This is a genomic window from Nonomuraea sp. NPDC004186 (assembly GCF_053603495.1).
The window spans coordinates 81,110-103,461 of the sequence record NZ_JBSGFQ010000036.1 but is presented as its reverse complement, the minus strand read 5'-3'; the positions used below and the strand labels follow the sequence as shown (position 1 = coordinate 103,461).

Genomic DNA, 22,352 nt, shown 5'->3' with positions numbered 1-22,352 from the left:
GCGACGACCTGCCGGCGGCGACCGCGGTCGTGGACGCGGCGGAACGGGCGCTCCCGTTCGTCCTTCGGCGCGCATCGTGAAGGCCTTGTCGGCTGAGGGCTCGGTCGGCTGTGGGGCGAGCGGTTGCGCTTGTGGTGGTGACGACGCTCTGCCGGAACGGCTCTTGGTGGGTGGGGATCGGGGTTGCCCCTTCAGGGCTGCCTGGGCTCTCCATCGCGCGAAGCGGGTCGCCGGTGTGAGGAGCATGCCGTTTGCCCCGGGACCCCTTGGGCGCGGGCGGTTGGGGAGAAGTGGGCGGAAAAGGTGGATTATTGGAGTAAACCGGCAGTGGGTGATAAGCGTCCGGGATCTGACAATTGTCGTGCATTCCAGGTTATGGGATGAAACATTATGTCACTAGTTAAGCCTTAGTGTGGTCATTTGATTACTGCCCGTTATCGTCGCTTCAATGTGACCAATCCGTAGCCGTTCGCCATGACGACAGGCCGGATCAGTGCGGGCATCATGCCTATCGTGAGCGAGGGAAGCGTCGCCGACGCCAAAATTGGGGTAAGGCTCGCGTCGAGACTTCCGGCACGGACGGATGACTCCGACCTTAGGGAACTGACGAGCCTCGCCGTGCAGGGAGATCGCAGTGCGATCGAATCCCTGCTCGGTGAGTTGCGTCCGATGGTGGTGCGGTATTGCCGCGCCCGGCTGGGCAGGGTTTCAGGGCAATATCACATTGCCGATGACGTAGCCCAGGAGGTGTGCATCGCGGTCCTGTCCGCGCTGCCGCGATACCGCGACATGGGGCGGCCGTTCGCCTCCTTCGTGTTCGGGATCGCCTCGCACAAAGTGGCCGACGCGCTACGGAGTTCGGTGCGCTCGGCCGTACCGACTCAGGATCTGCCCGATGGGCCGGACGACGGGCCGGGGCCCGAGGAGACCGTGGTCCGCTACATCGAGGTCGAGCACGCGCGCAGGCTCCTGGCCAGATTGCCCGAGAATCAGCGCGAGTTGCTGCTGTTGCGGGTGGTGTCAGGGTTGTCGGCTGAGGAGACCGGTAATGTACTCGGTATGTCACCGGGTGCGGTTCGTGTCGCCCAGCATCGGGCGCTTGCCAGGTTGCGGCAGATGGCCGAGCTGGAGTCGGCTTGACGCCAGAGGAGGAGACCGACGCGCTGCTCGACGCGCTCGGTCGTGGAGAGAGCCCTGACTCAGGCGATCCAGCCGTGCGGTTGCTGGCCGTGCTGCTCGATGATGTCGGTCAGCGGCGTTCCTCCGTGTCGATGACGCCGTCGACGTAGCCTCTGGCGTACTCCCAGCTGACGTAGTCGGCGGGGTCCGGGTGAAAGGCCGGCTCGTGGACCTGCGGCTGGCCTTTCTCGATCATTTGTCGTAGGTTGCCGCGCAGCAGCTCCCAGTCGAAGAAGTGCTGCTCGCCGCATTCAGGGCAGTCGAGTACGAGGCCCAGGACCCCCTGCGGTTCGAGCAGGGAGCGGAAGACCTCGACGTCAGCGAGGTCCGTGATGGCCTCGTCGCGTTCGGCTGCGGTGAGTGGCTCGGCGTCGTCGAGGGCGCCCATCGCCGAGGAAGGGTCGTTCGGGTCGTCCGCGAACGGGTCGCGGGGGACGTCTTCCAGCACCTTCCCACCATATGACCGAAGCGGCCCGAGCGGTGGACATTACCTCAGCCATCCGCGCCTGGCCGCCTCCACGCCTGCGTGGAAACGCGACTGAGCGCCCAGTTCGGACATGGCGTCCGCGAACCTCGCCCGGACCGTTCGCACCGATACGCCCAGTTGGCGGGCTATGGAGTCGTCACACATGCCCTGGGCGGCCAGGCGGAGGACCTGGACCATGCCATCGCCCCGGCGGCCCCACGGCAGGGGCACGGCCCTGGCCCACAGCTCCCTGAACAGCGTGCGGAGCATGCCCACGACGATCGGCGTGCGGATCAGATAGAAGTTGTACGCGTGGTCCGGAAGGTTGCCGCCCCAGTACGGGGGCAGGCCCGCGACCTCGGGCCCCGCGGTCATGAACCAGCTCGGCACCCGGTCCAGCGTGCGTACCTTGCCGCCCGTCTCCAGCACCCGGGTGAGCTGGTCGCGTACGCCCGGCAGAACCAGAGTCGAAACCGGAATGATCACGTGAACCGTGAGAAGTTTTCGTTCTTGCGCGTCAATCCATAGTTCCGCAAATTTGCGCGCGAAATCGATCATTGTGCGTTCGTCGGGAACCGCGGTCAATAATTCCATCGGCGGAGACTGCACGGCTATACCGACCACGCTCTCGTACAGCACGTCGGCCCCGTTCACCATCTCCACCGTGAAGGTGCCGCTCTGGTAGTCGCGGCCGGCGTCGTAGTCGCGGATCAGCGACCGGATCGAGCCGAGTGCCGAGTCGATCCTGCGGCTCTCCTCCGCCAGCCGGTCGAGCCGATCGGCGATCACCCTGCCGAGGGCCGCGGCCGGGTGCCTGGCCAGGTATTCCCCCGATTGCTCGTCGATCACGCCCAGCTTGACGAGGTCGTCGAGCTGGCGGCCGACCTTCTCGACGGGACCGTCCATGGCCTGCGCGAGATCGGTGCGGGTCGCGCGGTGCAGGCGCAACACCGCGGTGTACAGCGCGGTCTGCGTCGGGTCGAGGCCCAGCGTCTCGAAAGGATCAGGCATCGTACGGGGCTCGTTGCGCATTATGGGCGGCTCCGTTGGGGGGACACGGGCGTGCCGTGAGGATAACCCCGCATTACGCTCGTGTCCCCCCGTTGCGGTGACTGGTCGGAGCGCGGTGTGCAACTTCGTGCAATTGCACGTTTTCACATTGCGTTGTTCCGTTCCGTAACGCAGGCTTTACCTAGCGTCGGCATCCTGTGAGGGCTGAAGCGACAGCGGGCCATCAGGACGCGGAGGGGGGTTCGGTGGCGCCAAGCGTCGCCTCGACCCGGATGCCGGTGGCCGAGACACGGGACGGATCACCGACCGTCCCGTGTCTCGGCACTTTTCGATGCCGGGAGTACGACGGGCCGTGGGGGTCATCGTGCTCCCGGCATCGCCGTTTTCGCCGCGGCCCGGGTGGTGCGGCCGACGGGTGGCGGCGGCGTCGAGCGGGGTATGCCGGATGGCGACTGGCCCTCGCTTGGTGCCGATGACGCCCCCAAGGGTGGCGGTCGTGGGACGTAAAGGGGTCGTGGTGCGGTGCGGGGTTGCGGTGGTTCGGGATGGCGGCTGTGCGGTGGCGGTGGGGAGTGGGGAGTTGGGGGCCGGTGGGGGTGATCGGTTGAAGGGGGTCCTGGGGGTGGAGAAGGCGGTGGGCGTGGCGGGTGTGGGTGCTGCGGCGCAGTTTGGAGGCAGGGCCTAGACTTGGCTCAATCAGAGCAACGGCAAGAGGGGGCCGCAGCATGTCCAAGTTCACCGAGACAGGTTTGACCTTCGATGACGTGCTGCTGGTGCCCGGCTATTCAGACCTGCAGCCAGGCGAGGCCGATACCAGGGCCCGGCTGTCCCGAGGCATCACGCTGTCCATCCCGCTGGTCTCCGCGGCCATGGACACCGTCACCGAGGCCCGCATGGCGGTCGCCATGGCCCGCCAGGGCGGCATCGGCATCCTGCACCGCAACCTGTCGGTCGAGGAGCAGGCCCAGCAGGTCGACCTGGTCAAGCGGTCCGAGGCCGGCATGGTCACCAACCCGGTCACCTGCAGCCCCGACAACACGCTGGCCGACGTGGAGAAGCTCTGCGCGACGTACCGGATCTCGGGTGTGCCCGTGACGGACGTGGACGGCACGCTGCTCGGCATCGTGACCAACCGCGACATGCGCTTCGAGACCGACCAGTCGCGTGCCGTGCGCGAGGTCATGACCAAGATGCCGCTGGTCACCGCCCCGGTCGGGGTGTCGCGTGACGAGGCGTTCGCCCTGCTCCGGCAGAACAAGATCGAGAAGCTGCCGCTGGTCGACTCCGAGGGCAGGCTGCGCGGCCTGGTCACGGTCAAGGACTTCACCAAGAGCGAGCAGTATCCGCTGTCCACCAAGGACGCCGACGGCCGGCTGGTCGTGGGGGCCGCCGTCGGCGTCGGTGGCGACGCCGAGCTGCGGGCCAAGGCGCTGATCGAGGCCGGCGTCGACGTGGTGGTCGTCGACGTGGCCCACGGTCACTCCAAGGGCCTGGCCGACATGGTCGGCAAGATCAAGGCCAACAGCAAGGTGCAGGTCGTCGCGGGCAACATCGCGACCCGGGCCGGGGCGCAGATGCTGGTCGACGCGGGCGCGGACGCGGTCAAGGTGGGCGTCGGGCCCGGCTCGATCTGCACCACGCGGGTGGTGGCCGGGGTCGGCGCGCCGCAGGTCACTGCCATCTACGAGGCGTCCAAGGCGTGCGCGCCCGCGGGCGTGCCGGTCATCGGCGACGGCGGCCTGCAGTACTCCGGCGACATCGTCAAGGCCATCGCGGCCGGCGCCGACACGGTCATGCTGGGCTCGCTGCTCGCCGGCTGCGAGGAGTCGCCCGGTGAGCTGATCTTCATCAACGGCAAGCAGTTCAAGTCGTACCGGGGCATGGGCTCGCTCGGCGCGGTGCGCAACCGCGAGCGCGGCGGCACCTCCTTCAGCAAGGACCGCTACGCCCAGGCCGACGTCGGCGGCGACGACAAGTACATCCCCGAGGGCATCGAGGGTCAGGTGCCCTACCGCGGCCCGGTCGCGGCCGTCGCGCACCAGCTCGTCGGGGGCCTGCGCCAGGGCATGTGGTACGCCGGCTGCCGCACGATCATGCAGATGCACACCGACTGCGAGCTCATGCCGATCACGGCGGCGGGCCTCAAGGAGAGCCACCCCCACGACATCCAGATGACCGTGGAAGCTCCGAACTATCACAGAAGGTAAGTTCATGACTCAGCAGGTGGAGATCGGCCGGGGCAAGGCCGGACGGCGGGCGTACTCGCTTGACGAGATCGGCCTTGTTCCCTCGCGGCGCACTCGGGACCCGGAGGAGGTCTCGATCGCCTGGCAGATCGACGCCTACCGGTTCGAGCTGCCGGTAGTGGTCGCGCCCATGGACAGCGTGGTGTCCCCGGCGACCGCGATCGAGATCGGCCGCCTCGGCGGCCTCGCGCCGCTGGACCTCGAAGGGCTCTGGACGCGTTACGAGGACCCGTCGTCGCTGCTGGAGGAGTGCGCCGCGCTCGACGCGGAGGCGGCCACCAAGCGGCTCCAGGAGATCTACGCGGCGCCGATCCAGGAGGACCTGATCGGCCGGCGGATCGAGGAGATCCGGGCCTCCGGCGTGACCACCGCCGTGCGGCTGTCGCCGCAGCGTACGGTCCAGTACCACAAGGCCGTGATCGACGCGGGTGTCGACATCTTCGTCATCCGCGGCACCACCGTGTCGGCCGAGCACGTCTCGGGCCGGGCCGAGCCGCTCAACCTCAAGCAGTTCATCTACGAGCTGGACGTGCCGGTCATCGTGGGCGGCTGCGCCACGTACACGGCGGCCCTGCACCTGATGCGCACCGGCGCGGCGGGCGTGCTGGTGGGCTTCGGCGGCGGCGCCTCGCACACGACGCGCAACGTGCTGGGCGTCGCCGTGCCGATGGCCACGGCGATCTCCGACGTGGCGGCGGCGCGGCGCGACTACATGGACGAGTCCGGTGGGCGCTACGTGCACGTGATCGCCGACGGCGGCATGGGCACCTCCGGTGACATCGCCAAGGCCATCGCCTGCGGGGCCGACGCCGTGATGGTGGGCTCGCCGCTGGCCAGGGCCGCCGAGGCGCCGGGTCACGGGTTCCACTGGGGTTCGGAGGCGCACCACCCCGACCTGCCGCGCGGCCGGCGGGTCGAGTTTGGGACGGTCGGCACGCTGGAGCAGATCCTGCACGGGCCGTCGAGCGTGGCCGACGGCTCGATGAACCTGATGGGCGCGCTCAAGCGGACCATGGCCTCCACCGGCTACTCGGACATCAAGGAATTCCAGCGCGTCGAGGTCGTGGTGGCCCCGATCCAGCGCTGACGCCCATGCCGGAGACCGCGGTCGAGCGGGTGTTCCGCGAGGAGTACGGCAGGTCCGTCGCGGTGCTCGTGCGGGTCTTCGGTGACATCGACATCGCCGAGGAGGCGGTGCAGGAGGCGTTCAGCGTGGCGGTGCGGCAATGGCCGTCCGCCGGCGTGCCGCCGAGCCCGGCCGGGTGGATCATCACGACCGCCCGCAACCGGGCCGTCGACCGGTTGCGCAGGGAGTCGGCGCGGCCTGGCAAGTACGCGCAGGCCGCGCTCCTGCACGCCCAGGACGAGCCCGCGGACGTGGGGCCCGTCCAGGACGACCGGTTGCGGCTGATCTTCACGTGCTGCCACCCCGCGCTGGCCGTCCACGCGCGGGTGGCTCTCACGCTGCGGCTGCTCGGCGGGCTGACGACGGCGGAGATCGCCCGCGCGTTCCTGGTGCCCGAGGCGACGCTGGCGCAGCGGCTGGTGCGGGCGAAGAGCAAGATCCGGACCGCGGGGATCCCGTACCGGATCCCGGCGCAGGCCGATCTGCCCGAACGCCTGCGCGCGGTGCTGGCCGTGGTCTACCTGATCTTCAACGAGGGATATACGGCCGTCCGCGCGGACCTGTGCGCCGAGGCCGTCCGGCTCGGGCGGTTGCTGGTCGAGCTCATGCCGGACGAGCCCGAGGTCATGGGGCTGCTGGCGCTGATGCTGCTGATCGAGTCGCGCCGCGCCGCCCGTACCTCCGAGGAGGGCGAGCTGGTGCTGCTGGGGGAGCAGGACCGCGGGCTGTGGGACCGCGAGCTCATCGCGGAGGGCCAGGAGCTCGTACGGCGGTGCCTGCGGCGTGACGAGCCCGGCCCGTACCAGATCCAGGCCGCGATCAACGCCGTGCACAGCGACGCGGCGAGCGCGAAGGACACCGACTGGGGGCAGATCGTGCGGCTGTACGACCTGCTGGCGCGGCTCGACCCGGGCCCGGTCGTGGCGGTGCACCGGGCGGTGGCGGTGGCCGAGGTGGAGGGGCCCGAGGCGGCGTTGGGGCTGCTCAAGGGGCCCGACGACTACTACATGTTCCACGCGGTGCGGGCCGACCTGCTGCGGCGGCTCGGGCGCGAGGAGGAGGCCGCGGCGGCGTACGAGGCCGCGGCCGCGCGGGCGGGCAACGACGTGGAGCGGGACTTCCTGCGCAGGCGGCTGATCACTGGCGGGCGTACGTCATGACCACCGCCCCGTTGCTGTACGTCTTCGAGCCGGTCAGCGTGAACACGGTCGGCCGGAACTCGCCGTCGAACGCCGGGATGCCCGCCCCGGCCACCACCGGGTAGCACTTGATGATCAGCTCGTCGATCTCCGGCAGCAGGGCGCCGGCCAGCTTGCCGCCCCCGCAGAGGTAGATGTCCAGACCCTCCTCCTGCTTGAGCCGGCGCACCAGGCCGAGCGGGTCGCCGGTGACCAGCTCGACGGCCGGGTCCTCGACCTCCATGGTGCTGGACACGACGTACTGCCGCAGGTGGGCGTACGGGCTGGTCACGGCCTTGTCGACCTGGTAGGTGGCGCGGCCCATGAGCACCGTGTCGAAGCGCTGGTTGGGCGCGTCGAGGCCGATCATGGCGCGGAGGTGGGTGGGGACGGTCTCGGGGTAACGGGCGTTGACGTCGGCCATCATGTCGTCGGCCCACGGGTAGAAGTCGAACTCGCCGTTCGGCCCCGCGATGTAGCCGTCGATGGAGGTGGCGAGGTAGTACACGAGCTTCCGCAACATGACTCCAGATAAAGTACTATGGTTGAAGTGGTTTGACCGTAGTACTACAGATGGAGTGGTGTCAACGTGGTCAGGCAGAACGTCGCCAGGCGGACGGCGCTGGTCGATGCCGCGATCGAGGTGCTGGCCAGGGAAGGGGCCCGCGGGCTGACGTTCAGGGCAGTGGACAAGCAGGCGGAGGTGCCGCCGGGCACCGCGTCCAACTACTTCCCCAGTCGCGACGAGCTGTTCACCCAGGTGGGCGGCCGGATCTACGAGCTCCTGCAGCCGGAGGCCGCCATGACCGCCGCCCACATGAGCGGGCCGCGTGACCGCGACCGGGTGGTCGCGCTGATGCACGAGGTGGTCGATCGCGTGGCGGCGTACAGATCGGGCTACCTGGCGCTGCTGGAGCTGCGCCTGGAGGCCACCCGGCGGCCGGAGCTGCGGGCCGTGCTGACCGAGCGGATCCGCGCCGACGTGGACGCGAACGTGCGCAACCACCTCGAATCGGGCCTCCCCGGCGACACGACGAGCGTGGTGCTGCTCTACCTCGCCATGAACTGGCTGGTCGTCGAGCGGCTCACGCTGCCCGACGTGTTCGGCGAGGAGGAGATCCACAAGCTCGTGACCAGCGCCGTTGAGCGGTTGGTGCCCTAGCATGCGGGCATGGCCGACCTACGCCACACGCACGAGCTGGCCTTCGCCGGCGACGTCGTCATCAAGCGCTACATGGACAGCAAGCCCGGCGCGGCCGAGCGCGAGTGGCGCGCGCTGAACCTGCTGGCCGAGCACGCCCCCGGCCTGGCCCCCGAGCCGATCGGCTACGAGGACGGCGTGGTGACGATGTCCCGGATCGACGGGGTGTCGCTGCGCGGGCTGCTCGCGACGGCCGTACACGTCGCGGCCCTGGTCGAAGCGCTGACCGAGCTGCACACCGCGGTGCCGCCGCACGTGCTCCGGGCCGTCCCGCTGCGCCCGTGGCAGCTGGAGGCGCTCGCCGACTGGACCGGGCGGCGCGGCGAGCGCTGGCAGCCCAGGGACCCGCTGGCGGACCGGGCGGTCAAGGAGGGCACACGGTGGCTGCGGAGCTGGTCGCCGGGCGAGTCGGGGGTCACGCCGGCGTTCGGGGCGGGAGACGGCAACCTGGCGAACTTCCTGTGGGACGGCACCCGCGTCCGCATCGTCGACTACGAGGACTCGGGGCGCAGCGACGTGGCGTTCGAGCTGGCCGAGGCGGCCGAGCACGTGTCGATGTGGGTGGACGGCGAGGTGGAGATCGCGCACCGGTTCGAGCTGAGCCCGGCGGAGGAGCGGCGGATGCGCGACTGCCGCAAGCTGCACGCGCTCGTCTGGCTGTTCCTGCTCTCGCACGAGCACCCGCGCAATCCGCCGGGCACCTTCGAACGACAGGTCGAACGCGTGCTGGCAACATTGGCGGCATGAGACTGGCGGATCACACCGACAAGGCGGCCGTGGAGCGGCTGGTCCACGACGCGTACTCGCCCTGGATCGAGGTCGTCGGCATGCGGCCGCTGCCGATGGAGGCCGACTACGGCGCGCTCATCGCGGCCGGCCGGGTGCACGTCACCGACGCGCTCGACGGGCTCCTCGACGGGCTCATCGTGCTCGTCCCCGAGGACGGCGTCCTGCTGGTGGAGAACGTCGCCGTGCGGCCCGGCCGCCAGGGCAAGGGCCTCGGGCGGGCGCTGATGGCGTACGCCGAGGAGGAGGCGCGCAGGCTGGGGCTGCCCGCGCTGCGCCTCTACACCAACGTCAAGATGACCACCAACATCGCGCTGTACGAGTCGCTCGGCTACGTCGAGACCGGCCGCATGGGCGTCGAAGGCCGCTCCGCGGTCATGATGCGCAGACAGCTCACCCCGTGAGGACACCCAGGAGGTGGCTGACCTCCCTGGCCACCGCGTCCCGCCCGGCCTTGAGATATTTGCGGGAGTCGACCACGCGCTCGTCGTGGGCCAGGTAGTCGCGCACCGCGCCGGTGAACGCCTTGTTGAGGTGGGTCGCGATGTTGATCTTCTTCATGCCGGTCCGCACGGCCTCGCGCAGCACGTCGTCCGGCACCCCCGACGAGCCGTGCAGCACCAGCGGCACCGGCACCGCGGCCCGCAGCTCGGCGATGAGCGCCAGGTCCAGCACCGCGTCCTTGGTCGTCATGGCGTGCGAGGTGCCCACGGCCACGGCCAGGGCGTCGACCCCGGTCTTGGCGACGTAGTCGACCGCCTCGTGCGGCTTGGTGCGCGCGCCGGGCGCGTGCACGCCGTCCTTGCCCCCGACCTCGCCCAGCTCGGCCTCCACCCACACGCCGCGCTCGTGGCACCACGCCACCACCTCGGCGGTCGTGCGGACGTTGTCGTCGTCGGGCAGGGCCGAGGCGTCGAACATCACCGAGCCGAGCCCCAGCTTCACCGCCTCCTCCACGAGCGCGCGGTCGGTGGCGTGGTCGAGGTGGACCGCGACCGGCACCTCGGCCCGCCTGGCCACCGCCAGCGACGCCAGCGCGACGGGCTCCAGCGCGCCGTGGTAGCGCACGCAGTTTTCGCTGATCTGCAGCACGACCGGCAGGCCCAGGGCCTCGGCGCCGGCCACGATGGCGGTGGCGTGCTCGAGCTGGATCACGTTGAAGGCGCCCACCCCGGCGGGCGACTGGCGGACGATGTCGCCGATGGCAACAAGGGGCATGACGTGCTCCTTACGTGATGATGATCTGGGGGTGTATGTCGGCGTAGACGTCGGGGTCGAAGTCGCCGGCCACGGGCGCGGCCACGGCGGCCGCGCCGAGCGCCGCGGCCCGCCTGAGGCTGTCGGGCCACGACGCCGACTCCACCAGCCCCAGCGCGAGCCCGGCGACCAGCGAGTCGCCCGCCCCCGTCGGATTACCCCGCACGGTGTACGGCATGCGCGCGGTGAAGGTGCCCTCCCCGGTGACCGCCAGCAGCCCGTCGGCGCCCATGGACACCACCACGGCCCCGGCGCCCTGGCTGCGCAGCGCCTGCGCGCCCTCGGCCGGGCTGCCGCCGGGGACGGCCCTGGCCAGCTCCTCCCGGTTGGGCTTGACCACGGAGGGGCGGCCCTTGGGAGCGTGGCGGAGGGGATCGCCGTCGGCGTCCACGATGGCCGGGACCCCCTTGCCGGCGGCGACGGCCGCCAGCGTGGCGTAGGTGTCGGCGGGGACGCCACGCGGGAGGCTGCCCGAGATGACGACCGCGCCGGCGGCGTCGAGGAGCGATTCGAAACGCCGGACGAAGCCCGCCAGCTCGGCGGGGGTGACCTCGGGGCCGGGCTCGTTGAACAGCGCCGTACGCGTGCCCGCCTGCTCCGAGACGACCAGCGTCGTGCGGGAGTCGGCGGCGACGGGGTGCAGGGCGGCGGGCAGGCCGGCCGCCCGCAGGTCGTCCTCGATCGCCCGCCCGGTGGGGCCGCCCGCGAGCCCCGTGACCAGCACGTCCTGGCCCAGCGCGGCCAGGACGCGGGCGACGTTGACGCCCTTGCCGCCGGCGCGCCGGTGCACCGCGCTGACCCGGTTGACCCCGTCCCAGTCGACGTCCGGGACCTGGTAGGTCACGTCGAGGGCGGCGTTGAGCGTCACGGTGAGGATCATCAGGGCTCCGTGATCCAGACGCCGTCCTTCATCACCCCGGCCACCTCCAGCGAGTCGGACAGGACCACCAGGTCGGCCGCCTTGCCCACGGCGATCGAGCCGATCCGGTCGGCCAGGCCCAGCACCCGCGCGGGCGTCAGGGAGGCCACCTGGACCGCGTCGGGCAGCGACATCCCGACCTCCTGGACGCTGCGCCGGAACGCGACGTCCATGGTCAGCGTGGATCCCGCGATCGAGCCGCCCTCGACCAGCCTGGCCACGCCGTCCTCCACCCGCACCCGCATGGGGCCGAGCACGTAGTCGCCGTCGCCGAGCCCGGTGGCCGACATCGCGTCGGTGATCAGCGCCGTCCGGCCGGGACCCGCCACCTCGTACGCCAGGCGCAGCATGGCCGGATGCACGTGCACGCCGTCGTTGATCAGCTCGACCGTCACCCGCTCGTCGTCGAGCAGCGCGGCCACCGGGCCGGGCGCGCGGTGGCCCAGCGGCGGCATCGCGTTGTAGAGGTGGGTCGCCACGCTCGCGCCCGCCTCGATGCCCTCGATCGTCGTCTCGTAGTCGGCGTCGCTGTGCCCCACGGCCGCGATCACGCCTTCGGCGGCGGCCATGCGGATGAAGTCGAGCGCGCCGGGCAGCTCGGCCGCGACGGTCACCATGCGGACGTGCCCGCGCCCGGCCTTCAGCAGCTCCGAGAGCTCCTGCCGGGACGGCTCCCGCAGCAGCGTCGGGTCGTGCGCGCCGCAGCGGGCCTTGGCGATGTAGGGGCCTTCGAGATGGATGCCGGTCAGCAGCCCTTCCTCGCACAGCTCGGCCAGCGCCGCCACGGCCCTGGTCAGCCCGTCGATCGAGTCGGTGACCAGGCTGGCCATGGTCGTGGTGGTGCCGTGGCGGCGGTGCAGCTCGACGGCCTCACGCGCCTTGTCCTGCTCGCCGGTCGGGAACGAGCCGCCCGCGCCCCCGTGGTTGTGGATGTCCACGAACCCGGGGATGACGTGCCGCCCACCCACGCTCAGACCCTGACCTGGGGCGGATCCGCGGCCGACATGCGTGATGCGGCCGTCTTCGATGGTCAGCCACCCCTCGTGGACCCCCTCGGGGGTCACGATCCTGGCGTCGGCAAGAGTAAGGCTCATGAAGAAAGGATCACAGATCGCGTGAGGTGCATGGGCTCGTCCGGGTTCAGCCCTTGGGCGAAGGCCCGGGCGACGGCCACCCGCTGCGCGCGGATCAGCTCGGCCATGGGGTCGAGCGCGGTCTCGAAGAACGTCCCGCCGGTCTCCTCGACCTGCGCGCGCAGGCCCTCGGGGGCGGCGCCGAGCATCCACGTCACGCGTCCGGGAGCGGCGATGCTGATCGGGCCGTGCCGGTACTCCATCGCCGGGTACGCCTCCGTCCACGAGCGGGACGCCTCGCGCATCTTCAGCGCCGCCTCCTGCGCCAGGCCGACCGACCAGCCGGCGCCGAGGAAGCTGAACTGCTCGGCCCGCACCAGCTCGTCGGGCAGCGGCGCGGCCACGGCGGCTTCGGCGTCCTCGACGGCCTTGGTGAGGTCCTCGCCGAGGCTGGCACGCAGCAGGGCCAGCTGCGTGGTCGCGAACCTGGTCTGCACGACCGACTGCTCGTCGGCGTAGTCGAGCACGACGACCTCGTCGGCGGCCGTCATGATCGGAGTGTCGGGGTCGGCGGTGATGGCCGTGGTCTTCGTGGTCGTCCTGGCCAGCAGCTCCAGCACCTCGGTCGTGGTGCCGGAGCGGGTCAGCGCGAGCACGCGGTCGTACGAGCGCCCGATCGGGGCCTCGGAGGCGGCGAAGGCGTCGGTCTCGCCGTGCCCGGCCCGCTCGCGCAGGGCGGCGTACGCCATCGCGATGAACCACGACGTGCCGCACCCGACCACGGCGACCCGCTCGCCGTGGCGCGGCAGCGCGTCGGCGGGAACGCTCGCGATGGCGCGGCGCCAGCACGACGGCTGGGACGCGATCTCGGCCTCGGTGTGGGTGGTCACCACTTGCCTCCCCGGCGATTGATTGTTTCTGCTGGTTTTATACCAGGAAAGTGCATTAATGGACACTGTTGGCCCTGCCCTGGCTGGTTGTGCCACGCTTGCCCTTGTCCCCATCGCCTAGGAGGCCTTGTGTCCCGGTACGACCGCTGGAACGCCATCCTCGAGCTGGTGGCCCAGGAGGGCAGACTGTCGGTGGAGGAGGCCAGCCAGGCGCTCGGCGTCTCCACGGCGACGATCCGGCGGGACTTCGACCAGCTGGCCCAGCAGCAGATGCTCATGCGCACGCGGGGCGGGGCGGTCGCGCAGAGCGTGAGCTACGATCTGCCGCTGCGCTACAAGACGGCCAGGCACGCCGACGAGAAGCACCGCATCGCGACGGCGGCGGCCGAGCTGGTGACGCCCGGCGCCGTGGTGGGGCTCAACGGCGGCACGACCACCTCGGAGCTGGCGCGCACGCTCGCCACGCTGTCCACGCTGGAGAGCGGGTTCACGATCGTCACGAACGCGCTGAACATCGCGGCCGAGCTGACCGTCCGCCAGCACGTCAAGATCGTGGTGACCGGCGGGGTGGCCAGGCAGCAGTCGTACGAGCTCATCGGGCCGCTGGCCACCGGGGTGCTGGAGCAGGTGACGCTGGACGTGGCGTTCCTCGGGGTGGACGCGCTCGACGTCGAGCTCGGCGCGTCGGCCCACCACGAGGGGGAGGCGAGCGTCAACCACCTGCTGATCAGCCGGGCCGCGCACGTGGTCGTGGTGGCCGACTCCTCCAAGGTCGGGAAGCGGGCCTTCTCCCGGATCTGCCCGATCGGGCAGATCGACACGCTGGTCACCGACGCCCAGCTCTCCGACGCGCTGGCCGCGGAGCTGACGGAGGCGGGCGTGAAGGTCATCCGCGCCTGACCCCCGGCGCCGTCGCCCGCCGCGTTACAGCGTGACCGCCCTGAGGGTAGGTATCGAGGCGCAGGCGACAAAGCCGTATCAGGGGGAGATATGACGCCGGGAAGGTGCGTGGCTCAGCTCGGGCCGGCGGAGCGGACCGCGGCCTTGGAGCGCATGGCCGGGGAGAACTTCGACGTGGTCGTGGTCGGCGGCGGCATCGTGGGCGCCGGGATCGCGCTCGACGCCGCGACCAGGGGGCTCGACGTGGCACTGGTGGAGGCCAGGGACTTCGCCTCCGGCACCTCCTCGCGCTCCTCGAAGCTCATCCACGGGGGCCTGCGATACCTGGAACAGCTCAACTTCGAGCTGGTGCGCGAGGCCCTGCGGGAGCGGGCGCTGCTGCTGCAGCGGATCGCCCCGCACCTGGTCAAGCCGGTGCCGTTCCTCTTCCCGCTGACCCACTACGTGTGGGAGCGGGTCTACGTCGGCGCGGGCGTGGCGCTCTACGACATGCTCGGCGCCGCGGCCGGGACCACCCGCGGGGTGCCGGGCCACCGGCATCTGTCCAGGTCGCGGGCGCTGCGGCTGGCCCCGGCGCTCAAGAAGTCCGCCCTCACGGGCGCCGTCCAGTACTGGGACGCGCAGATGGACGACGCCCGCTACGTGGTGAGCCTGCTGCGCACCGCCGCCACCTACGGCGCGCAGATCGCGCCGCGGGCGCAGGTGCTGGGGTTCCTGCGGGAGGGCGAGCGGGTCACCGGCGTACGCGTGCGCGACCTGGAGCTGGGCGACGAGCTGGACGTACGCGCCCAGCAGGTGGTGAACGCCACCGGCGTCTGGACCGACGACATCCAGGAGCTGGTCGGAGGCCGGGGCCAGATCCACGTACGCGCGTCCAAGGGCATCCACCTCGTGGTCCCGCGGGACCGGATCCACTCGCTGACCGGGATCATCCTGCGCACGGAGAAGTCCGTGCTCTTCGTGATCCCCTGGGGCCGCCACTGGATCATCGGCACCACCGACACCGAGTGGACGCTCGACAAGAGCCACCCCGCCGCCTCCCGCGCGGACATCGACTACCTGCTCGACCACGTCAACTCCGTCCTGTCCGTGCCCCTGAACCACGACGACGTCGAAGGCGTCTACGCGGGGCTGCGCCCGCTGCTGTCGGGCGAGTCGGAGGAGACCTCCAAGCTCTCCAGGGAGCACGTGGTGGCGCACCCGGTGCCGGGCCTGGTCATGATCGCGGGCGGGAAGTACACGACCTACCGGGTCATGGCCAAGGACGCGGTGGACGCCGTGGCGCACGGGCTCGACCAGCGGGTGCCGCGCTCGTGCACCGACCGCATCCCGCTCGCGGGCGCCGAGGGATTCCAGGCGCTGTGGAACTCCAGACACCGCATCGCCCTCACCTCCGGGCTGCACGTGGCCAGGATCGAGCACCTGCTGCAGCGCTACGGCTCGATGATCGACGAGGTGCTGGAGCTGATCGAGCACGAGCCGTCGCTGGGCAGGCCGCTGTCGGGAGCCGACGACTATCTGCGCGCCGAGATCGTCTACGCCGCCACCCACGAGGGGGCCAGGCATCTCAACGACGTGCTGACCCGGCGTACGCGCATCTCGATCGAGACCTTCCACCGGGGCCTGGCCGTGGCGCAGGAGGCCGCCGAGCTGATGGCGGGGCCGCTCGGCTGGGACAGCGAGCAGGTGAAAAGGGAGGTGGAATACTACACGAAGCGTGTCGAGGCGGAGCGCCGCTCGCAGGAGCAGGTCTCCGACCAGGAGGCCGACGCGATCAGGCTCGGCGCGCCGGAGATCGTCCCCGTCGTCGCCCCGGAGCAGCCCTCATGAGCGAGCCGTCCAACCAGCTTTCCGACCCCCGCGCGCTGCTGGAGGGCTACCTCGACCACTATCGCGAGGAGATCCTGCGCAAGCTGGACGGGTTCCCCGAACCCGAGGTGAGCCGGGTGCCGTCGGGGTGGACGCCCGTGTCGATGCTCAAGCACCTGGCGTACATGGAGCGGCGCTGGTTCGTCTGGGACTTCGCGGGCGAGCAGGTCGAGGACCCGTGGAGCGACCGCGACGAGGATGACATGCTCGTCGCGGCCGAGTCGTTCGAGGAGATCAAGGACTTCTACCTGGCGCAGTGCGAGCGGTCCAGGCGGGCGGTGGCGGGGGCGGGCCTGTCCGACGTGGCCTCGCGGATCGGCCGGTTCCAGCCGCCCGAGGAGCCGCCGACGCTGGCGTGGATCATGTTCCACGTCCTGGAGGAGTACATGCGCCACGCCGGCCACCTGGACATCGCCCGCGAGCTGGCCGAGTCGTAAGGGGGAGGGGGCGGCACGCGGCGCTGCGGGATCCGCGCACCGCCCCTATCCAGGATGGTTTGTCAGTACTGCGTGGCGTCGTGCACGTCGAGCAGGGGCTCCTTGACGCCGTCGCCGGAGTCGTCGGTCCAGTTGGAGTTACCGGTGGAGATCAGCTTGGTCCGTACGGCCAGCGAGCCCGCCCTGGTCGTCGGCTTGCGGGCGCCCGCGGTGAGGATGCCGGCCGCGCCCGCCACGTGGGGGCTGGCCATCGAGGTGCCGCTGATCGTGTTGTAGCCGCCGTTCATCCACGTCGAGTAGATGCAGGTGCCGGGTGCGGTGATCTCGACGGTGGCGCCGAAGTTGGAGTAGAACGCCGAGGTGTCGTCCTGGTCGGTCTCGCTGCGGCACGAGAGCGTGCTGCCGCCCGCGCCGCCGGCCAGGCCGTCGTTGTCGGTCAGCGCCGAGACGGTGACCACGTCGGGGTGGTTGGCGGGGAAGAACGAGGACGTGTTCGCGTGGTTGTTGCCCGCGGCCACCACGACCACGATGCCGGCGTTGACGGCCCTGGTGATCGCGTTGGTGATCGCGCTGCTCGTGCAGCCGTTGCAGCCCAGGCTCAGGTTGATGACCTCGATGGTGGAGGCGCGGGCCACCACCCAGTCGATGCCGGCGGCGATCCCGGCCAGGGTGCCGGAGCCGGCGGAGTTGAGCACCTTCACGGCGTGGATGCGGGCGCCGGGGGCGACGCCGACCGAGCCGACGGAGTTGTCGATCGCGCCGACGATGCCCGCGACGTGCGAGCCGTGGCCGTTGTCGTCGACGCCGGCGTTGTTCGTGCAGACGCCGGACACGCAGTTGGCGCGGGCGACCACGTTCAGGTCGGGGTGGGTGTAGTCGACGCCGGTGTCGATGACGGCGACGTCCGTGTCGATGCGCACGTCATCGGTGCCGTCGATGTCGAGGTTCGGGTTGCTGGGGCCGAAGATGCGCCGTACGCCGGTGGGCGTGGTCTGCGCGAAGGCGGTCACCTCGGCGTCGGGCTCGACGCTGAGGACGTTCGGGTTCCGCTTGAGCTGCTCGGCCGCGCTCGCGCTCAGGCGGGCGGTGTAGCCCTTGAACGCGTGCTCGTAGACGCCGACGAGCTGGCCGCCGGCCTGGGACACCTGGTCCTGGGCCGCGCTGCGGGGCGCCGCCCGCATGGTCGGCTTGAGTTCGACGATGTACGTCCCGTCCGCGGCCTGCGCGTCCTGCGTGGCGGCGGAGGCGGGCGGCGGCGCCATGGCTAACGCCACGGCGCTGACGAGCAATGCGAGCAGGGGGGTGCGTGTTCGCATCGGCGTGAGCCCTTCCTGTGTCGCGGACCCAGGAGACCCATGTCATGACAAATCCACTGAGTCCGACATTACATGGTTAGTAAAGTTTTCATCAGTTGTCGGGTCCTGTCCATCGAAAAAGGTGCCAATTTCATACGAAATCAGCACCTTTTCTTGGGTGGATTTTTGTGCTCAGCGGAGCGGGATCCAGGCCTGTTGCGCCAGCGTGGCGGCGTCGTTGACCTGCATGCCGTCGTACGAGAGCGTCCAGATCGAGTCGCCGATGACCAGCGCCCGCTCGATCCCGGCCTGGTACTCGTCCTTGGCCGGGTGCTTGATCATGCCCAGCTTCGTCACGCCCGAGTCGTCGATCTTCAGGACGAGCCCGCCCGACTCGCTCTGCTGGGTCAGCGGGATCACCGCCAGGCCGGTCTTGGGCCAGTACAGGAACGCGTGCGGGTCCCACTCGGCCGCCGAGCCCGAGTCCTTCTGGAACAGCTGCGACAGCCTGCGCGGGCCGGCCGGATCGCTCACGTCGAACAGCGAGACCTGCGTGCCCAGCGTCCTGCCCTTCTCGCTGGCCTCCTGGCCGATGCCGATCAGCCGGCCCTCGGCGCCGGGGTGCAGGTACGCGGAGTAGCCGGTGATCTTCAGCTCGCCCGTCACCTTGGGCGCCGCCGCGTCGCGCAGGTCGAGCGTGTAGAGCGGGTCGACCTGCTTGAACGTGACGCAGTAGCCGACCGGGCCGATGAACCTGACCGAGTAGATCCGCTCGCCCTCGCCGAGGCCGCCGACCTCGCCGGTCTTGGCCATGGTGTCGGCCTTGAGCACGTACACGGCGCTGGAGCTGTTCTTGCCGTCCGGGGAGGTGAGCGTGGTGGCGACGCGCAGGTGGCCGTCGTACTCCGACAGCGAGTACTGGTTCAGCAGCCGGCCCGGGACCTTGCCCGAGGCCACGTAGGCGGGCGCGCCCGGCGAGCCGATGTCGAACCGGTGGACCTCGGTCTCCTCGGGCGGGATCGTCGGCTCCGGGCTGGGCGTCGGGGTGTCCGGCACCGGAGGGCTCGTGGGCGTGGGCTCCACGGCCGGGGCGGCGTCCCCGGAGGACGGTGCGGTCGTCGGGGTCTCCACCGCCGGTTCGCTGATCACCACCGGCATCCACCAGCGCGGGTTGCTGGCCACGTAGAGGCTGCTGCCGGTGCCGTACACGATGTCGCCGTCGGCCGCCAGGCTGATCGGGTCGGTGCCCGCGGCGGTCACGCCCTGCGCCAGGTCGATGGTGTGCACGGTCAGCAGCGAGGTGCCGGTGTAGTCGGCCGGGTGGCTGATCCGCTCGCACTTCACCGAGTCCTTCTTGACGGTGCCGGACGCGTCGGTGATCTCGATCTTGGGGAGCCAGGCGTCCGCCGGGGCCTGCCGGACCGCGGCCTGGTTGCGCTTGACGCGCTCGGCCTCGGAGACGTCGTCCTTGAACTCGGGGAAGGCGATGTCCGGCTGGCTGCGGGTGACCAGCCTGACCGTGGAGCCGACCATCCTGGCGTCCACGTACGAGCCCTGCGGCTTGATCGTGCTCAGCACCTTGGGCTTGCCCGACAGGTCGACCAGCACGTACCTGGTGTCGCCGGGCGGGGCGAAGCCGGCCATCCGCTTGTACATGATGTCGCCGCCGCGCATCAGCACCAGCGCGCGGTCGCCCGAGACGAGCAGGTCGGCGGGCACGCCGGGCCCGTTCTCGCCCTCCGTCAGCTTGAGCGAGCCGGTGACCTTCCTGGTGGCGGTGTCGATGATCCGCAGGACGCCGTCCTTGACGGTGATGACCCGGTCGCCGTCCGTCTTGACCACGTCGGGCTCGTCCACGCCGGTCTCGTGCACGTTCGTCGTGGAGTGCTCGGGGGTGCTCGTCTTGGCGTTCGCGGTGACCGAGCGGGCGGAGTCCTCCACGGCGGCGAAGGGCAGCACGTTGTCGAACCCCCACGGGGTGACGCGCTGGGCGGCGTGCTCGCGCAGCCCGGACAGCAGGTCGTCGCAGCCGGTGTAGGCCACCAGGCGGATCGCGCCGAGCGAGCTCATCCTGGGCTTCGGCGGCGCGCCCGCGGTCGTGGAGGTGCAGGCGACCGCGGCGGTCGCCAGCGCCGCGACGGTCGCGGCCGTGCGGATCAGCGTCTTCATGCCCTCATGACGGCTGCTCCGGGCGGATGGTTCAGGAGCCCTTGTTCGGGTTGACGGTGAAGACCGGGCTGAAATCGATCTCGTCGGGCACCGAGAGCAGCTTGCGCACGAGTTTCCCGGTGAAGTCGACCACCTGGACCTCGTCGTCGGCGCCGTTGTCCTGCTCCCAGCAGTAGAGATGGCTCTCGTCGTAGAAGCCGAGGACCTTGTCGCACTGGGAGGAGAACTTACGCAGGCGCTCGCCCGACCTGGTGTCCCAGATGCAGTGGTCGCCGTCTCCGCCGTTGGGGCAGTTGGTGACGAACGTCTTGCCCGAGGGCGAGAAGAGGTCCTGCGTGCCGGCGGACAGCGTGCCGATCTCGCTCGCCGAGCTCGTGGCCTTGCCCAGGGCGTTGAAGAAGCGCAGGCTGCGGTTCTTCTCGTCGCCGTAGACGTTCACCGCGCCGTCCTCGGTGCCGTCGAACCCGAAAGCCGTCTGGCGTACGGAGGTGTCGCTGACGTCGACCTGGGTGGCCTTCTTGGCGGCCACGTCCACCATGACGAAGCCCAGGTAGAGCCACTTGCTCCCGACCTTGCGCTCGGTGTTGAGCAGGATCTTCGAGCCGTCCCTCGACCACGCCCTGATGCTGCTGATCAGCGGCTCCTTGACGGTCTTGATCGTCGAACGGTCGCCGCTCTGCCGGTCGGTGAGGACGATGAAGTCGAAGTCGTCGGAGCTGTAGCTCCTGCCCCTTTCGGCGAGGTAGCGCCCGTCAGGGGAGACCATCGACTCCCAGTTGGCGGCGTACTTCGTGAACGAGCCGCGCAGCGACCCCCTGGCGTAGTCGATCCAGTCGTCCTTCTTCTTGTCGTAGATCTCGTAGGAGGTCAGCACGATCGCGTCGCCCGGGTCCTCGTAGAGGGAGATGTTCGCGCCGGGGAGCGTCTTCTTCACGCCCGGCCTCGGCACGGCCTGCTCGGTGGGGGCCGGGCTGGTGGTCGTCCTGCTCCTCGTCGAGGTCGTCGCCGGGGTTTTGGCCGGGCCGGCCAGCGTCGACGACTTGTCGGCCTGGATGTAGACGACCACGCCGGCGAGGATCAGCAGCGCGACCGCCACCGTGATGCCGGCGACCAGCGGCGCCCTGCTCTTCCTCGGCCGCTGCTCGCCCCAGCTCGGGTGCGTGGGCTGGCCGTAGCCTCCGGGAGGCTGCCACGGCGGCTGGGGGGACGGGGCGACGGAGCCGGTGTGCGGGATCGGGCCGGAGTGCCCGCCGGGCCCGTACGGGACGGGGCCCGACGGCGGGACCGGGTGCGGGGCCGAGTGCGGACCCGACGCGGGCCCTGGCGGCGGCCCTGGCAGGGGACCGGACATGGGCCCCGACGGCGGCCCGGAGTGTGGACCGGAGTGCGGGCCCGGGTGCGGGCCCGGCGGCCCTGACGGCGACGCGAAGGGCGACGGCGGCGCGGGGGCTGCCTCGGCGGCGGCCTGCGCGAGGAAGCCGGAGCCGGGCGCGGGCTGCGGCCCGGAGACGGGCGTGGCACCCGGCGCCGGGTGCCGCAGCAGCTGCATGATGACCTGCTCGGCCGTCGGCCGCTGCGCCGGGTCCTTGGACAGGCACGCGGCCACCACGTCACGCAGCTGCCCGTCGAGCATGCCCAGGTCGGGATGCTGGTTGAGGACGCGGTTGATCACCGCGGGCATCGTGTCGCTGCCGAACGGCGCCTGCCCGGAGGCGGCGAAGACCATCGCGCTCGCCCACGAGAACATGTCGGCCGCCGGGCCGACCGTGTGCCCCATGATCTGCTCGGGCGACATGTACGCCGGCGTGCCCACGACCATGCTGCTGATCGTGGAGGTGGCGTTCAGCGCCCTGGCGATGCCGAAGTCGATCACCCGGGGCCCGTCGGCGCCGATGATCACGTTGGCCGGCTTGAAGTCACGGTGGACGATGCCGGCCTGGTGGATGGCGGCCAGCGCGGTGGCGGTGCCGATGGCCAGGCGGTGCAGGACGGTGCCCGTGCGCGGCCCGTCCTCCTGCACGACCCGGTGCAACGAGGGCCCCTCGATGAACTCGCTGACGATGTACGGCCGATCCTCCTCCATCCCGGTGCCGAGGACGGCGGCGGTGCAGAACGGCGCCACCTGCTGGGCCACCTGGACCTCGCGCATGAACCTCTCGGCGCTCACCTGGTCGCCCGACAGGTCGGGGCGCAGCCATTTGACGGCCACGCGGGAGTCATTGTGGCCTTGGGCGAGGTAGACGACGCCCTGACCGCCCTCACCGAGCCGGCCGAGGAGATCCAGGCCCCCCAGCCGCTGTGGATCTCCGGGGCGTAGCGGAGCGAAGGTTGCCATGTAGGGATTCTGTCG

20 protein-coding genes are annotated in these 22,352 nt (G+C 70.6%); 10 read left to right on the top strand and 10 right to left on the bottom strand.

All coding sequences use genetic code 11. The annotated features are described in order from the left end of the window. The first annotated feature begins 504 nt into the window (after positions 1-504). On the top strand, positions 505-1,140 hold the full coding sequence (locus tag ACWEPL_RS27925) for a sigma-70 family RNA polymerase sigma factor (RefSeq protein WP_132334441.1): 636 nt from the start codon (positions 505-507) through the stop codon (positions 1,138-1,140). Between the two features lie 109 nt (positions 1,141-1,249). On the opposite strand, the gene ACWEPL_RS27920 is transcribed toward ACWEPL_RS27925, so the two are convergent. Continuing rightward, entirely contained in the window at positions 1,250-1,627 is a 378-nt protein-coding gene (locus ACWEPL_RS27920) for a DUF5319 domain-containing protein (protein WP_090930411.1), read from the bottom strand. A gap of 39 nt (positions 1,628-1,666) precedes the next feature. Next, positions 1,667-2,656, bottom strand: coding sequence for a helix-turn-helix transcriptional regulator (locus ACWEPL_RS27915; protein ID WP_363962222.1), 990 nt, complete (start codon positions 2,654-2,656; stop codon positions 1,667-1,669). Positions 2,657-3,381: 725 nt separating this feature from the next. Here ACWEPL_RS27915 and guaB point away from each other — a divergent pair. Genes guaB through ACWEPL_RS27900 form a run of 3 tightly spaced genes read left to right on the top strand, consistent with a single transcriptional unit; the run spans position 3,382 to position 7,188 of the window. Continuing rightward, the gene (guaB, locus tag ACWEPL_RS27910) at positions 3,382-4,863 is read left to right on the top strand and encodes an IMP dehydrogenase (RefSeq protein WP_363962223.1); all 1,482 of its coding nucleotides are present in this window, start codon (positions 3,382-3,384) and stop codon (positions 4,861-4,863) included. A 4-nt stretch (positions 4,864-4,867) separates the two neighbouring features. Continuing rightward, complete coding sequence (locus ACWEPL_RS27905; protein WP_355190294.1) at positions 4,868-5,989, top strand: GuaB3 family IMP dehydrogenase-related protein; 1,122 nt, start codon at positions 4,868-4,870, stop codon at positions 5,987-5,989. Positions 5,990-5,994: 5 nt separating this feature from the next. Then, the gene (locus ACWEPL_RS27900) at positions 5,995-7,188 is read left to right on the top strand and encodes an RNA polymerase sigma factor (RefSeq protein ID WP_452437882.1); all 1,194 of its coding nucleotides are present in this window, start codon (positions 5,995-5,997) and stop codon (positions 7,186-7,188) included. Here ACWEPL_RS27900 and ACWEPL_RS27895 read toward each other — a convergent pair. Then, on the bottom strand, positions 7,166-7,726 hold the full coding sequence (locus tag ACWEPL_RS27895; protein ID WP_452437887.1) for a dihydrofolate reductase family protein: 561 nt from the start codon (positions 7,724-7,726) through the stop codon (positions 7,166-7,168). The genes ACWEPL_RS27900 and ACWEPL_RS27895 overlap by 23 nt on opposite strands. A 69-nt stretch (positions 7,727-7,795) precedes the next feature. Here ACWEPL_RS27895 and ACWEPL_RS27890 point away from each other — a divergent pair, with 69 nt between their 5' ends. Genes ACWEPL_RS27890 through ACWEPL_RS27880 form a run of 3 tightly spaced genes read left to right on the top strand, consistent with a single transcriptional unit; the run spans position 7,796 to position 9,597 of the window. Continuing rightward, positions 7,796-8,368, top strand: a complete 573-nt coding sequence (locus tag ACWEPL_RS27890; protein WP_452437881.1) for a TetR/AcrR family transcriptional regulator — start codon at positions 7,796-7,798, stop codon at positions 8,366-8,368. A 9-nt stretch (positions 8,369-8,377) separates the two neighbouring features. Further along, positions 8,378-9,154 (top strand): phosphotransferase family protein, encoded by a 777-nt coding sequence (locus tag ACWEPL_RS27885; protein WP_363962226.1) that lies wholly within the window; start codon positions 8,378-8,380, stop codon positions 9,152-9,154. Further along, complete coding sequence (locus ACWEPL_RS27880; protein WP_452437880.1) at positions 9,151-9,597, top strand: GNAT family N-acetyltransferase; 447 nt, start codon at positions 9,151-9,153, stop codon at positions 9,595-9,597. The genes ACWEPL_RS27885 and ACWEPL_RS27880 overlap by 4 nt, the downstream gene beginning before the upstream one ends. Here the strand turns inward: ACWEPL_RS27880 and ACWEPL_RS27875 are convergent. From ACWEPL_RS27875 to ACWEPL_RS27860, 4 genes are read right to left on the bottom strand one after another with little or no spacing between them, the layout of a single operon-like run. Continuing rightward, the gene (locus ACWEPL_RS27875; RefSeq protein WP_355190304.1) at positions 9,587-10,411 is read right to left on the bottom strand and encodes a class II fructose-bisphosphate aldolase; all 825 of its coding nucleotides are present in this window, start codon (positions 10,409-10,411) and stop codon (positions 9,587-9,589) included. The two genes, ACWEPL_RS27880 and ACWEPL_RS27875, sit on opposite strands and share 11 nt — an antisense overlap. A gap of 10 nt (positions 10,412-10,421) precedes the next feature. Beyond that, positions 10,422-11,330, bottom strand: a complete 909-nt coding sequence (locus ACWEPL_RS27870) for a 1-phosphofructokinase family hexose kinase (RefSeq protein WP_350731067.1) — start codon at positions 11,328-11,330, stop codon at positions 10,422-10,424. After that, positions 11,330-12,463, bottom strand: a complete 1,134-nt coding sequence (nagA, locus tag ACWEPL_RS27865; RefSeq protein WP_452437879.1) for an N-acetylglucosamine-6-phosphate deacetylase — start codon at positions 12,461-12,463, stop codon at positions 11,330-11,332. The genes ACWEPL_RS27870 and nagA overlap by 1 nt, the downstream gene beginning before the upstream one ends. Next, positions 12,460-13,332 carry an SIS domain-containing protein gene (locus tag ACWEPL_RS27860; RefSeq protein ID WP_363962229.1) on the bottom strand — a complete coding sequence of 291 codons (873 nt, stop codon included), beginning with the start codon at positions 13,330-13,332 and terminating at the stop codon, positions 12,460-12,462. The genes nagA and ACWEPL_RS27860 overlap by 4 nt, the downstream gene beginning before the upstream one ends. Before the next feature lie 129 nt (positions 13,333-13,461). Between ACWEPL_RS27860 and ACWEPL_RS27855 the strand changes: the two genes are divergently transcribed. The 3 genes from ACWEPL_RS27855 (at position 13,462) to ACWEPL_RS27845 (ending at position 16,538) form a co-directional block, all read left to right on the top strand. Beyond that, a complete protein-coding gene (locus tag ACWEPL_RS27855; protein WP_363962230.1) occupies positions 13,462-14,232 on the top strand; it encodes a DeoR/GlpR family DNA-binding transcription regulator in 771 nt (256 codons plus the stop codon). 153 nt (positions 14,233-14,385) lie between these two features. Next, positions 14,386-16,062, top strand: a complete 1,677-nt coding sequence (locus ACWEPL_RS27850; protein WP_452437886.1) for a glycerol-3-phosphate dehydrogenase/oxidase — start codon at positions 14,386-14,388, stop codon at positions 16,060-16,062. Continuing rightward, on the top strand, positions 16,059-16,538 hold the full coding sequence (locus ACWEPL_RS27845; protein ID WP_355190308.1) for a DinB family protein: 480 nt from the start codon (positions 16,059-16,061) through the stop codon (positions 16,536-16,538). The genes ACWEPL_RS27850 and ACWEPL_RS27845 overlap by 4 nt, the downstream gene beginning before the upstream one ends. Positions 16,539-16,600: 62 nt before the next feature. Here the strand turns inward: ACWEPL_RS27845 and ACWEPL_RS27840 are convergent, their stop codons facing one another. From ACWEPL_RS27840 to ACWEPL_RS27830, 3 genes are all read right to left on the bottom strand, one after another. Next, positions 16,601-17,854 (bottom strand): S8 family serine peptidase, encoded by a 1,254-nt coding sequence (locus ACWEPL_RS27840; protein ID WP_452437878.1) that lies wholly within the window; start codon positions 17,852-17,854, stop codon positions 16,601-16,603. Between the two features lie 171 nt (positions 17,855-18,025). Then, on the bottom strand, positions 18,026-20,002 hold the full coding sequence (locus ACWEPL_RS27835) for a beta-propeller domain-containing protein (protein ID WP_452437877.1): 1,977 nt from the start codon (positions 20,000-20,002) through the stop codon (positions 18,026-18,028). A gap of 31 nt (positions 20,003-20,033) precedes the next feature. After that, the gene (locus ACWEPL_RS27830) at positions 20,034-22,337 is read right to left on the bottom strand and encodes a protein kinase domain-containing protein (protein ID WP_452437876.1); all 2,304 of its coding nucleotides are present in this window, start codon (positions 22,335-22,337) and stop codon (positions 20,034-20,036) included. Positions 22,338-22,352: the final 15 nt, after the last annotated feature.